Genomic DNA, 13,869 nt, shown 5'->3' with positions numbered 1-13,869 from the left:
CCATAACAAAGCCCTTCTACTGACGTCAAGCACGGTAGATAACATGCCACGTAATGATAACGATTACAATCAATGCGGACAACCCTGAATTTTTGCATCACCTGAACATCTTAATACATAACAATAATCAGATTCAAAAAACACCACAATCCTATGTGCTTCAAGGGATTCCTTCTGCCAAGTTTGTTATGAAGGCAAGCTCCCTCTCTTTCTCTCCATTGCTGTTATTTAGAGTATTTTTCCAAGCAGCTAAAAATAATTTAAAATAATTTCAACCACATCCTTTTTACTTGATTGTACAAATCAAATTACGGGGTTATTTTTTGTCCATTGAGTAAAAAGAGGCTTTAATTTATGATATATTTTAATCGAGAATGATTATCATTATTGGTGGTCGTTACATATAATAGGGAGGCAATAAGATATGAACAAGGTAAGACAGTCCTTCGCTGTGGTATGTGTACTATTTTTGCTGAGTACATTGCTACTGGCGTGCGGAAACTCAAAGGAACAATCCTCTGCCAATAGTACGGCAAACGCAACCGGGAACTCTTCCGCTGCAACCGCGGCACCTTCAGCAGAACCCTCAGATAGCAGTACAGATGAAGCTGCAGCGACTACCCGCTCCTATACAGATTACATAGGACATACTGTAGAGATTCCAGTGAATCCGCAGCGAATTATCTATTCTGGAGAAACTTATGGCGATTTGCTCGCACTTGGTGTGCAGGCGGTAGGTTATCCTCTTTCTATGGGGGAAGGCCAGATTTTTGAAGATCAATTGCAAGGTGTGGAGGATGTAGGCTTCCCTATCAATCTGGAAAAAACATTGGAGCTTCAACCTGACTTGATCATCTATGCGGGCACAGATGAAGCTGATTTCGAGCAGCTCTCCAAAATTGCACCAACGATAATATTTAATACCTTTGCCCCACTCCAGGAACGTATGCTGGACATTGGTGGAATTGTTGGTAAAACGACTGAAGCAGAAGCATGGCTAGCCCAGTATAAAACCGCTGAAGAGAACATGTGGAAGCAATTGAAATCCGCAGGCATGAAAGAGGGCGAAACGGCTGCGGTCTTCACTTATTATCCAGGAGACAGATTGTTTATAATGGCAGCAACCGGACTTTCACAGGTACTCTATGGGGAGAATGGCTTCAATGCAACTCCAGCTATTCAGAAGATACTTGATGAAGGTAAAGGGTTCCAGGAAGTATCCATGGAAGTCCTGAAAGAATATGCCGGAGACCGGATATTCATCTTGACTCCAGTGGCAGAAGAAGCAAAACAATCCACAGAGAATCTATTAAAGAGCCCTATCTGGAAGAGCCTTCCTGCCGTCAAGAACGGATATGTCTATACACAAGACATCATGAAGACTTCAAGTGATGCAACAACAAGAGAATGGCTGCTTGGCGAAATTCCACAGCTATTGAATATGAAATAACCTTCTGTGATGAAGAGTTTAACACAAGGCTGATAAAAAACTGCAAGAAGCATGTCAACGGCTGTTGATATGCTTCTTTTTTTTATATACAATGAATTCATTGATAATCATTCTCACCAAATGAACGGAGGCTGAACCCATGCTGCATACATCATCGTCCTGCCCCCCACTCCACTCTCTGCTATTTCAGCTAAACGAGGCCGAACTGATGATTCAAGCTGCCGATTCAAGCTCTATAACGCGTACAACCCAGGACTATACCCTTCTCATATTTACTGGAGGGAACGGACAATTGAACCTCGATGATCAAAGCGTGATACTAAGTACGGATAAATGTTATCTACTATCTCCTGGAATCTCCTATAGTACGAACAACCAGGAGCTGACGTTGTATTATTACCTCATCACCTTTACAGCAATTTATACAACCAAGCTTCCTAAACGATATTCTGGAGAGCTGCTTTCCGGCAGGCGGGAGTTAATTGTGCACCCGTTCACCAAGGTAATCCGGCTAGTCGAAGACCTGCTCATGAACAGGAATAACACCGATGATGTACAACAATTCAAGCAACAATTAAAATTCCAAGAATTGCTGCTGTTACTTTTTGAGCATAATTACCCTTCCAAACACCTGCCAAGTCCTACGGAATCCGTAGAAAAGACCATAACATTCATTCAGGAGCATTATACAGAGAGTATCACCGTGAAGCAGTTAGCTGAATTGGCGGGAATATCAATCTGGCAATATACACCGATCTTTCAGCAGCTTACGGGTAAAAAGCCGCTTGAATACCTGACGGATCTGCGTATTAATCATTCCAAACGATTCCTGCAGGAATCGACTGAACCACTGCGGGAAATCGCCAGACTGGTCGGCTTCTCGGATGAATACTATTTCAGCCGCCGCTTTCGGCAAAAAACCGGAGTTACACCCGGACAATATGCACATCAGCAAGGTCGTAAGCTTACCGTCAAGGATTGGACGGGTCATGAGGTGGAAATTCCTGAACGAGCGAAACGTATTGTCTATCATGGCGAGACACTTGGCGACCTTCTCGCGTTAGGTGTAAAGCCTATCGGTGGAGATGAAGCATTCGCCCGGAACAGCGTCTATAAACATCGGCTTAAGAAGCTCGCCAACGTCGGGTTTCCACTGGACCCGCAGTTGACCGCTTCCCTAAACCCAGATTTGATCATTTTGGCAAATAGTGATGAAAGAGCCTACAGAGCAGTTTCTGGTATCGCTCCGACACTCACCTTTGATTCATTTGCGCCTCTCGACAACCGAATGCGGACATTAGGCAGTTGGCTAGGTAAACAGCGCGAAGCCGAAGCATGGCTGGAGTCATTCACAATCAAAAACGCTGCCATGTGGCAGCAGCTTTACTCGACAACTCTCCAAGTTGGAGAAACCGCCTCTGCTTTGGTCTATGATCATGGAGATCATCTATATGCTATGGGAATGTCCGGATTCTCCACTGCGCTTTATGCCCCATGTGGTTTACAACCGACCGAAGAGATCCAAGCCATATTGGACGAAGAGTTAGGGTTCGCCGAAGTTGATCCAACACGACTGCCTGCCTACGCCGGAGATCATATCTTCATGTTCATTCCGGAACGCAAAGACTCGCGAGCTGCGATGGAACGATTACTAGACAGTTCACTTTGGAACACTCTTCCGGCAGTACGTCAGGGACATGTTTATCTGCTCGATGGAAGCAAATGGAACTCCAGTGATGCGTTAACCCGGGAGAAGCTACTAACGCTGCTGCCTAAACTACTCGGCGGAAGTAGCGCTAGCAATTGAAGGTGAATCTAGGATTCTCTTTTGACTTTTCAAAACTTCATAGGGTATACTTTATCTACGCTTAATTTCCAACTTTTACAGTTGAAAAGCGGGGGAACCAGTTAATTGGGGCGAATCATTGAGTATTAGAATGTAGGGTACCATCTTACCCGAGTCCGTCAGCTAACCTCGTCAGCAGTGGATGGGTCTGCTTTTCATGTTATTTACATAACCAGAGACCCTTGCTAAGGGTCTCTTTTTGTGCTTTTTTTGGACCCTGCTGGCAGTAGATTGGCCTTTGACACTAAGGCTCCCTCATTTCTCACACTACGAGACAAAGGAGAGATGTACGTGCAAAAGGTAAAGTACTTCACGGATATTAACAAAATAGCTATGTTGTCTGAGCTGGAAAAAGAGAATCTGAAAGAAATTACAGACAAATTTGTTTTTCGTGTAAATGACTACTATCTGTCTTTGATTAACTGGGATGATCCAGATGATCCCATCCGTAAGCTGGTTATTCCTAACGAAGGTGAACTGCTGGAGTATGGGCGCTGGGACGCCTCCGATGAGGACACGAATTATGTGGTACCTGGTTGTCAGCACAAGTATAGAACCACTGCACTACTGATTGTATCCGAGGTCTGCGGGGCTTATTGCCGCTACTGTTTCCGTAAGCGTCTGTTCCGAAATGACGTGAAAGAGGCGATGGCTGATGTCTCTCCGGGCTTGGAGTATATCGCAAAGAATCCGGAGATTAACAACGTACTTCTTACGGGCGGGGACAGTTTAATTCTCTCCACACCGAAGCTAAGATCCATTATTGAAAATCTAAGAAGCATTGAGCATGTTAAGATCATTAGACTAGGTTCCAAAATTCCCGTATTTAATCCGATGCGGATCTCTGAAGACGAAGAGCTGCTGGAGCTGATTCGTACTTACTCTACCGAAGACAAACGAATCTATGTTATGGCGCACATCAATCATCCTCGTGAAATCACACCTGAAGCCAAAAAAGCATTTAAAGCTCTCCACAACGCAGGGGCAATTGTCGTAAATCAGACTCCCATCCTCAAAGGCATCAACGATGATCCCATTATTTTAGGGGAACTACTGGACCGACTTTCATGGGCTGGCGTTACACCCTACTACTTCTTTGTGAACCGGCCCGTTGCCGGAAACCGGGATTTCGTATTACCGCTCGAGCAAGTCTATCAAATTGTAGAAGAAGCCAAAGCTAGAACCTCAGGACTTGGCAAAAGAGTACGCTTATCCATGAGCCACACCTCAGGAAAAATAGAAATTCTCGCCATTGATAACGGGAAAGCCTATCTCAAATACCATCAATCCAGAGATCAGGAATACGGAAAATTCATGATTCTAGATTGTCCAAAGGACGCCGAATGGTTCGATGACCTGCCTGGGAATGAGCAATATTGGACCCCACCTGTGAAAAAAAACGATGCTATTATTTCTGTTAATGATTTATCAGAGCCTGCGGATTTAATCTGTAAATAAATTAATCGGCTCTGTCAGACTCTGTCATAGGATATTTCTTCATCACCAACAACAAAACTCCTCCCTCCCAAAATTAGCCCGAAAAAATCTATGATATAATCACGCTGTAACACGAAATGGACTAATGGGTGGGAATGCACACATGAAATTGGAAAGATTGATTTCTATGATCTACAAGCTATTGAACCACGAAGTTTTATCTGCCTCCAAGCTGGCTGAAGAGTTTCAGGTTTCCCAGCGGACGATCTATAGGGATATCGATGTGATTTGTGCCGCTGGTATCCCGGTCGTATCATATCAGGGAACTAAAGGTGGATATGGCATTATGGACGGATATAAAATGGATAAAAGCCTGCTCCGTTCGTATGATGTCACTTCTCTGATTACTGTACTTAACAGTCTCTCTTCCGTGTTTGAAGATGAGCATACGCAAGGAACCATTGAACGGCTGCAAACGATAGGAACGGAGCCACAGACTTCTAGTCTCGCGGTGGATCTTGAAACCCGGCGTACGGATCCTGACGCACTTCCTCTTTTACGTGCGGCTATAGCGGAACGAATTGTCGTCCGTTTTGATTACATCAATGTAAAAAATGAACGTACAACCCGTGAAATGGAACCAGTAAAGCTTCATTTTAAATATAGCAACTGGTACATCTATGGTTATTGCCGGGCACGGCAGGACTATCGGGAGTTTCGTCTTTCCCGGATGCTGAATTTGTTCCTGACGCAGGATACCTTTCAATCACAACATGAGGTACCCAAAGAGGCTGGCTGTTCAAACAGGGCAGATCAGGTCGAGGAAGTAGTGATACGGGTGGGACCTGAGGCTTTGGCAGAAGCGTTGGATCAGTTTCACCAAGTCGATAAGGAATTTCATTCCGATAAAAGCATGACGATGCGAATCCCTGTGTATAAGCCATTGGAAGCACGTTGGCTTTGGTCCATTCTGCTGAGTTTCGGCAGCGGGGCCGAAGTCCTCGAACCCTCTGCATTGCGAGGTATTTTAAAAGAGCAGCTTCAAAACACACTCAAACTTTATGAAGAAGTATGACAGTCTGATGTCATACTTCTTCTTTTATATTAACTACAGTAACAAAAACAAATCCATGACAATTCAAAAGGAGACCATACGAATGACAAATTATCCAGTAGAAATGTTTAAATACCACACTTGGGCAAACCAAACTATCCTGGGGAGAATCAAGGAACTCCCATCCTCTGTGCTAAGTCAAGAAGTGAACAGCTCGTTTCCCACCATCGCTCATGCCCTTAGCCATATCTATGCGGTTGATACGATGTGGTATCTTGTTTTAACAGGCACTGCTATGCCTGAGGCTTTTCAACAAAGTATCCCGCTAAATTTGAGCATTCTAGATTCTGTGGATGAGTACGTAAATATCTTTGCACAGCTATCGGAACAATACAAAGAATGGTTACACAACCAATCCGATTTGGAGCAAACCATTCTGCTTGACAATCCATTCGCCGGAATCCGCCAAACACGCCTATCAGAAATTGTGTTGCAAGTCGTCAATCACGGGACTTATCATAGAGGTAATATATCTACTATGTTACGGCAGTTAGGCCACGCTTCCACCATGAATGACTATTCTCTTTTTTGGTATCAGGTAACAGCGGAAGCTATTTAAACACTAATGGGCAATCTACCCCACTCCATACCTAGAAAGGAAATTGTATTTTAATTATGGAGATTGAAAATCTAATTACAGTAAAAACGAGAGAAGATTTAAGAGTTTGGCTGCAGGAGAATTGTAAGAATGAAAAATCTTGTTGGGTACTCGTTAGTATGACGCCAAACCCAGAAACGTTGCTATATTTGGACGTAGTTGAGGAATGTTTGTGTTTTGGATGGATCGATGGAGTGAAAAAGAAAATTTCGGAAACAGAGCTGGCGCAAAGACTCTCTCCCCGAAGTAAAAAAAGCTCTTGGACTGAATTGAACAAAGAACGGGTCCGCCGCCTCGAAAAGCTGGGGTTAATGAGTGCTGAAGGAAAACGGATACTTCCTGATATGAACCCTGATTCTTTTATAGTAGATATGATTATAGAGCAAAGGCTAAAAGAGGACAGGCAAGTATATGAGAATTTCCGGGCCTTTCCCCCCCTTTATAAAAGAGTTCGGATCGACACGATCCAAAGCAATAAACATCAGCCAGATTTATTTAAGAGTAAATTAGACAAATTCATAACAAACACTAAAGAAAATAAAATGTACGGGCAATGGCATGATAATGGACGTCTGCTAGATTATTAAGCTGCGCTAGATGCATGATCTCCTGCTGAGGCTTTCGGACTCCAATGACGCTATTTACTAATTTATCGCCTCTTCAGCTCGGACTCCAGCGCAGCTATTCCTTAGAAACTGGCTCTTATAAGGCGTTTTTTTCGCCAATAGGGGCTATGCGGTCCGATAATACTCCAAATGGCGGATTTTCCTGCATTTAAGGTCTGCTGAGTCCGATACGCCGAAGAATGATCATTTGCTGGACTCCTGAGTCCGACACCGCCGAAGCATGGTCATTCACTGGTCTGCTGAGTCCGATACCGCCGAAGCATGGTCATTCCCTGGGTCAACTGCTATTGCTACTGCTGCTGACACCATGATCTCCTGCTGAGGCTTTCGGACTCCAATGATGCTATTTACTAATTTATCGCCTTTTCAGCAATCCATCGGACTCCAGTGCAGCTATTTCTTAGAAACAGGCTCTTATAAGGCGTTTTTTTCGCCAATAGGAGCTATGCGGTCCGATAATACTCCAAATGGCGGATTTTCCTGCATTTAAGGTCCGCTGAGTCCGATACGCCGAAGCATAGTCTTTCGCTGTCTAATGCTACCGTATCCTAATCATCTGCGGATCATACACCATCGACTCATGATCATCTGTTATTCCGAAAGTGTTAAGTACGCGTGAATGGGATCGGTTCAAACGTTCAGACGAAGTTTAGAGTTGAGAGCAGTGGTTGGTTTAAGTTCAAAAAAGGAGGTGTCCTAGCCATTTTCATGGCTTTTGGACACCTCCTTTTTTTGATTACATCCCCTCAGCCAGAATCCGTTTCAGGAACATCCCTGTGTAGGATTCCCGCACTTCAGCAACCTGCTCCGGTGTGCCTTCAGCTACAAGCTTACCACCCACAACGCCACCTTCAGGGCCAATGTCAATCACCCAGTCGGACTCCCGAATCAACTCTAAGCTGTGCTCCACAACCACGACCGTATTTCCCGTATCAACCAATTTGCTCAATAAGGTATGGAGCTGCCTGATGTCTGACGGATGAAGGCCTGTTGTTGGTTCGTCGAGCAGATAGAGGGTATGGTTTTTGGAAGGTTTGCTCAACTCTTTAGCCAGTCTAATCCGTTGCCCTTCACCACCAGATAAGGTTTTGACAGATTGTCCCCATTTAAGGTAACCGAGACCCACCTCACACAACGTCTCGATTATCCCCGCCATTTTGGCTTCCGACTTAAGAATTGGCAAGCTTTCCTGCACGGACATGTCCAGCAGATCCGAGATGGAATATCCATCATATTTCACCTGGAGAACCTCATCCGTAAATCTTCTCCCCTTGCAAACGTGGCATTTAACCTCCAAATCGGGTAAGAAATTCATGTCTACAGTCAGCACCCCAAGACCCTGACAGGTTTCGCAGCGTCCACCCGGTGTGTTAAAGGAAAAATGCTTGGAGGTCAGTTTTCTTTTTTTCGCCTCCGGCAATGCAGCAAACAGCTGGCGCAGATGTGTGAAAACATCTGTATATGTCGCTACATTAGAACGCAACATCCTCCCCATGGGCGATTGGTCAAAAATCACTATATTTCCAACCTGATCTAAGCCTGCAATCTCCGCACAGCCTGTTTGCTCATGTTCTTTCGCACTACCTTGCGCAAGAATATCAAAGACTAGCGTCGACTTGCCTGAACCCGAAACCCCAGTTACAGAAACTAGACAACCTAGAGGAAATGTAACCTCCGGGATCTCAATGTTCCGGTATTGAGCCTGTCGGATGGTGATCTGTTTTCCGTCACCTTTCCGGCGAACATATGCAGCAGTCTTATGACGCTCTTCTCTAAGATAGGCTCCCGTAACAGAAGTCTCGCTTGCCATCAAGTCCTCAATGCTGCCCTCGCCAACAACTTGCCCGCCGTCCAGACCAGCACCCGGACCCATATCAATAATATGATCGGCAGCGCGCATCATCTCAATATCATGCTCGATAACGAGCACCGTATTCCCCAAATCGCGTAACTCCTGAAGCACACGAATGAGGCCAACAGTATCCCGCGGATGAAGCCCGGTCGTCGGTTCATCTAGAATGTATAACACTCCAGTCAGACCTGACCCCAGCAATGAGGCAAGGCGCAGCCGCTGTGCCTCTCCACCAGATAGGGAGACCGTCTGACGGTTCATAGAAAGATAACCTAGACCAACATCGATAATCCGTTTTAGTCGGGTAGGCATATCGTGAAGGATGGGTTCAAGCAGATGAAGTCCCTCGGCGGGCAAAGCCGCCTCTAAGCCTTTCGTCCACTCGTAAATATCGCTTAATGACCAATCCGATACCTCCGTAATCGATACGCCAGCTACCCGTACGAGACGAACTTCTTTTTTCAGACGAGCGCCAAGACATTCCGGGCATTGCTGCTCATGAAAAAATCCGCCGTCTTTTTCCTGTGTACCAGCTTCTCCTTCCTTCTCCTTGTAACGCCGCCACAAACCAGGAATGACGCCTTCAAATTTGGTGCCTTGAATCGGCTTAACATTGGGAAAATGGCGCTTAAACGCCTCACTTTCCACTCCGTAATACAACAAGTCGCGCTGAATTTCACCGTAATCTTTTAAGGGCTGATCCGGGTCAAACTCAAAGCCAAAATGCTTGCCAGCGGCCAATAATATACGCATCTGTATATCACGATGAACACCATTCAGCGAGGCAACCCCACCCTCACGCATACTAAGCTCTGGATTAAACACCGCCGCTTCATTTATTGTTGCCACAGATCCAACACCACCGCAGGCTTCACAAGCTCCCTCCGGTTTATTAAAAGAGAAGTGGGACATACCCAGCTTCTCAAGCTCTGCTCCGCAATGTGGACAACCCATCGTCTGACCATCCATTTCCTCGTCTTCCTCGATCAGCAATCCCCTCGCTTCAAAAGAAGGTGGGATGCTGCCACTACAGGAAGGGCAAACCTGCTCGCCTAATCTGGAAAAGATAAACCGGACAAACGTATAGATGTCAGTGACAGTCCCGACTGTCGAACGGGGATTACGATTGGTGACATGTTGTCCAACACTAATGGACGGAGACAGTCCAATAATAGACTCCACCTTTGGTTTACTGATCGTATCTGACGTCATGCCCATGGAATCCAAATACTGTCTTTGGCATTCCCGCTGTAGTGTATCCATAGCTAGCGTCGATTTGCCTGATCCCGAAGGTCCTGTCAGGACAACTAGCTTATACTTAGGAATCGTGAGCGAGACATTTTTCAGATTATTCTCTCTTGCACCTTTAATAACAATAGTCTCTTTCACATCTATTCCCCTCTCAATTCAACCCACTAGTTCGTAGTTATATCTTCTATCCATATGGTTGCCCAAAGTTGTTGTATTGCAATTATTTTGCAAAACATTTCTAATTTCGATAGAATGTATTTGATAAATCACAAAATTTTCAAATAACTTTATAATCTAATATCTTGACTATCAAGATATAATTATTTTAAAAGGAGCGTTATCTTTTGTCAAGCCACGAACAACCTACACCAGAGCAGGAACAATTCACCTTGCTTATGCGCAGTTTGGGAAACCGAACGGTATTGTACCAACAAAATGTAGCCGCCTCACTTGGGTTATACAATAATGATTTCTTATCTATAGATATTCTACGGGAGAAAGGTCCGATCACTGCCGGAGAACTGTCTAAATTAACCGGTCTGACCACCGGAAGTGTTACAGCATTAATAGACCGGCTCGAAAAAAATGGCTATGTCCGCAGACAAAATGACCCGAATGACCGCCGTAAAGTGATTATTGTGCCATTATATGAGAATAAAGATGATGTCATTAATACGTACCAACCGCTCCATACCGCCATGGTTAAGCTCGCAGCTTCTTATACGGATGAAGAGCTCGCCCTTATTTCGCAGTTTTTAGGCAAAGCAAGTGCGGTTCTAGAAGAGCAGATTGATCATCTTGGATCCACTGCGCGCGGCAAATCTTCTTCCTAAGATACGTATTTATACAAAAAAGGACGATATCCAAAAGTCATACGACTCTCTGGATACCGTCCTTTTTCATTTATTTTCTAATACCAATCGTTACAATTTCGCATGGACCGATCTGTAAGTCAAAGCTTCCTTTCTCTTTCTCATCACTAGAGACTGGGTGGCTCGCCTCTTCTAGGATCGTCGTTTTATAGAAATACTGCTGTGGAATACTTGAACGGAAGGACAGGTTGGTGTTCTGCTGACTCATGTTATACCAACGCAGCAGCAAGTCTCCAGTCTGCTTGTTCATTTTTAGTGAAGAAAATGCAAGTTCCTTACTCTCCCAATCGAATGGAGTATACACCGGCGCAACCACGCCTGCATGTACATCTGTCTGACATACAATCCACGGAACCTGGAATTGGTAAGCTTCAGCATAAGCACCAGAAGTTATACCCTCACCTGTGTGTGGGATTAGCTCCATACGAACAATGTGCTCTCCAAGACACTGCGCTTCTGGAGTAGGGAATAGCCCCCAGTCACCAAGTTCACCAACAGAACGTAGCAGTGTAATCGCAATAGTGTTACGCCCATCTCGCAGCACTTCATATTCATTTAATCCAAAATTAGCGACGGTTAGACCCGCCTTCCCATCACTAATATCAACAAAGGCTTGCTGATGTTGCGTGTTACTCGGATTCTTCCATTCTGTAGCTGGTTCAATATTCCGCTCAGCAACCTCGAACATCGAATCTACACGATGCGTGACAGCATTCAGATCTGTCGGAAACAGTATACGAATCCGGTGATCTTTGGCCTGGTTATCTATTGTCGTTTCGATATGCAATCCCTTTCCGCCCCGCTCCAAGGTGATTACAGTACGAAGTTTTAGAATGACTGTGTCACTACTGCGCTGAGCTTTGCGCTCCGGATAGTAAACCAGTGCACGCTGCTCCTCATCCAGTTTATCATCTGCCGAAGCTGGAATCTCCCAGTCATGCTTAATTTCTATAGTGGCGCGAAACGATGTATTTTCCAGTACACAAATATTAGCCTTTAGTCCTTTAGTCGTCAGAGCTTGTTCGGCCTCTGGCTGTTTGTACATATATTCATTGCCGATATCCCCGGTGTTTTCATATACGCCAAGATCTTGATAGGTCACGCCACTAGTTTTGTCACTTAGCATAAACGAACCATCATCATTAATAACTACCTTGATAACGTCATTTTCCAGCACCCGATCTCCTTGTAGCAAAGATTCAGCGGCTATTGGCAGTTCTGCATCTGCCCGGCGAACCCAAGCATATGAACGAAGACCCAGCGCAGGAACTTCTACGGCTTCAAAGGTAAGTCTTACCCGGCGGCACATATACGGCTGACGGAACTTGTCATCTGGCAAATCATAACCAAACTGAAGACCTAAGTCCTCCATCTGGCAGGCAATATCATTCCCTTGATCGTCTACTAACACACGATCGTGCAAGTCAATTCCGGTCATACGGCTAGCCGTTTCTTCCAGAGAGAACCCTTCTCGCAAATATAGACGCGCCACATCAAGTTCTACGCTCACAGTACCCGTGCGACTCCAACCCGTCATATTCATCGCAACTAGTGGAAGCACGTCTTCACCATATGCTGTAAACCCGGTCGTATCCACAGCTTCTGCAATCACTCGTTTACTACCCTCAACAATGGTCTCTGCCACATGACGGCTTTTGTCAAAACGGGTGACCATCTCACGGTGTACCTCATCCACGCTGCATCCACAAATACTATCATGCGGATGATTCTGCATTAATGTCTTCCATGCATAGTTGAACAGATGATGGGGGTACTCTTTGCCCAGTAAATGTGCGAACGAAGCAAGTGGCTCGGCCACCTTTTCAAGCAAGATTTGCCCTTCCTGATTCATCTGTTTCAAATAGACACGCGCAGACGCGGTATTCACTAACGTACCCCATCCATCAGTATGCTGGCTCCGCAGTTCGCCCTTTACAGTCGACAGATTGCTGCGATCCATTACACCCTCTACGGCCTTAAGGTAATCAGGAAAGTTCGAATGAATGAACTCTATATCTGGATACAACCGCTTCGCAGTTTCGATAGCCTCTGGCAAATCCAGTTGAGCCGGCTGATGATCGCAACCATTCATGAACAGCAGCTCACCTGTGGAGGCAAACTTCCGCGCATCTGCCAGCTTTTTCTCCCAGAACACTTTGGCTTCTGCTTCATTTACAGGCACTTCGTTTCCGTTAGAATACCAATTGGCAAATAGGATGCCGAGCACTTTTGATCCGTCAGGACCTTCCCAAATCAGCTCCGAGAATGAGGATTCGTAACCTCCATCTGACACCGTATTATTGAATCCAGTGGGCTTCACACCTCTTCCAAAAAAGGCATTATTGATGCCGGATTGCCGCATTAATTGTGGAGTCTGGCCGACTAGACCAAAGGTGTCCGGAAAATAACCGATTTTGGAGGGTTCCCCGTAACGCTTCGAATCCTGATGGCCAATCTGCATATTACGAACATTGGCCTCCCCACTAGTAAGGAACGCATCTTGCAAAATATACCAAGGTCCTATTAGAAGGCGACCTTCCGTAATATATTTCTGTAGCCGCTCTTGATTTTCGGGACGTACCTGAAGATAATCATCCAGAATAATCGTCTGTCCATCCAGATAGAAACTCTTAAATTCGTTATCCTCATCCAACCGGTTCAGTAATTCATCAACCAGTTTTACTAAGCGTACATGATGTTTCTCATAGGGAAGATACCATTCCCGATCCCAGTGTGTATGGGAAATGATATGGGCAGTCTGAGGTTTAATAGATTGATTTGAACTTTCCAAAGTGAAGACCTCCTTATATGCAATGCGTTCTC

Annotated in this window: 9 protein-coding genes and 1 riboswitch; of the genes, 7 read left to right on the top strand and 2 right to left on the bottom strand. The window is 45.1% G+C overall.

The annotated features are described in order from the left end of the window. The first annotated feature begins 424 nt into the window (after positions 1-424). The 6 genes from PODO_RS10640 to PODO_RS10615 all read left to right on the top strand — a co-directional run bounded on the left by PODO_RS10640 (position 425) and on the right by PODO_RS10615 (position 7,032). The gene (locus tag PODO_RS10640) at positions 425-1,450 is read left to right on the top strand and encodes an ABC transporter substrate-binding protein (protein WP_038569976.1); all 1,026 of its coding nucleotides are present in this window, start codon (positions 425-427) and stop codon (positions 1,448-1,450) included. A 139-nt stretch (positions 1,451-1,589) separates the two neighbouring features. Next, a complete protein-coding gene (locus tag PODO_RS10635) occupies positions 1,590-3,257 on the top strand; it encodes a helix-turn-helix domain-containing protein (RefSeq protein ID WP_038569974.1) in 1,668 nt (555 codons plus the stop codon). A gap of 48 nt (positions 3,258-3,305) precedes the next feature. Further along, positions 3,306-3,449, top strand: a riboswitch (cyclic di-AMP (ydaO/yuaA leader). A gap of 132 nt (positions 3,450-3,581) precedes the next feature. Beyond that, positions 3,582-4,754 (top strand): KamA family radical SAM protein, encoded by a 1,173-nt coding sequence (locus PODO_RS10630; protein WP_370510928.1) that lies wholly within the window; start codon positions 3,582-3,584, stop codon positions 4,752-4,754. Positions 4,755-4,896: 142 nt separating this feature from the next. Then, positions 4,897-5,808 carry a helix-turn-helix transcriptional regulator gene (locus tag PODO_RS10625; RefSeq protein ID WP_038569972.1) on the top strand — a complete coding sequence of 304 codons (912 nt, stop codon included), beginning with the start codon at positions 4,897-4,899 and terminating at the stop codon, positions 5,806-5,808. Positions 5,809-5,890: 82 nt separating this feature from the next. Beyond that, positions 5,891-6,406: a DinB family protein gene (locus PODO_RS10620; protein ID WP_036689713.1), complete on the top strand. Its 516-nt coding sequence runs from the start codon at positions 5,891-5,893 to the stop codon at positions 6,404-6,406. Positions 6,407-6,462: 56 nt separating this feature from the next. Then, a complete protein-coding gene (locus tag PODO_RS10615) occupies positions 6,463-7,032 on the top strand; it encodes a YdeI/OmpD-associated family protein (RefSeq protein WP_038569971.1) in 570 nt (189 codons plus the stop codon). Between the two features lie 775 nt (positions 7,033-7,807). Here the strand turns inward: PODO_RS10615 and uvrA are convergent. Further along, the gene (gene uvrA, locus PODO_RS10610; RefSeq protein WP_038569969.1) at positions 7,808-10,312 is read right to left on the bottom strand and encodes an excinuclease ABC subunit UvrA; all 2,505 of its coding nucleotides are present in this window, start codon (positions 10,310-10,312) and stop codon (positions 7,808-7,810) included. A 206-nt stretch (positions 10,313-10,518) separates the two neighbouring features. Between uvrA and PODO_RS10605 the strand changes: the two genes are divergently transcribed. Continuing rightward, a complete protein-coding gene (locus PODO_RS10605) occupies positions 10,519-11,007 on the top strand; it encodes a MarR family winged helix-turn-helix transcriptional regulator (RefSeq protein ID WP_038569967.1) in 489 nt (162 codons plus the stop codon). Positions 11,008-11,077: 70 nt separating this feature from the next. On the opposite strand, the gene PODO_RS10600 is transcribed toward PODO_RS10605, so the two are convergent. Next, on the bottom strand, positions 11,078-13,837 hold the full coding sequence (locus tag PODO_RS10600) for an alpha-mannosidase (protein WP_038569965.1): 2,760 nt from the start codon (positions 13,835-13,837) through the stop codon (positions 11,078-11,080). Positions 13,838-13,869: the final 32 nt, after the last annotated feature.

Origin of the sequence: Paenibacillus odorifer, from assembly GCF_000758725.1 — a bacterium.
Lineage (GTDB): Bacteria > Bacillota > Bacilli > Paenibacillales > Paenibacillaceae > Paenibacillus_AQ > Paenibacillus_AQ odorifer.
Note: the sequence above shows the minus strand (reverse complement) of the source record. Positions and strands in the feature narration are given on the sequence as shown.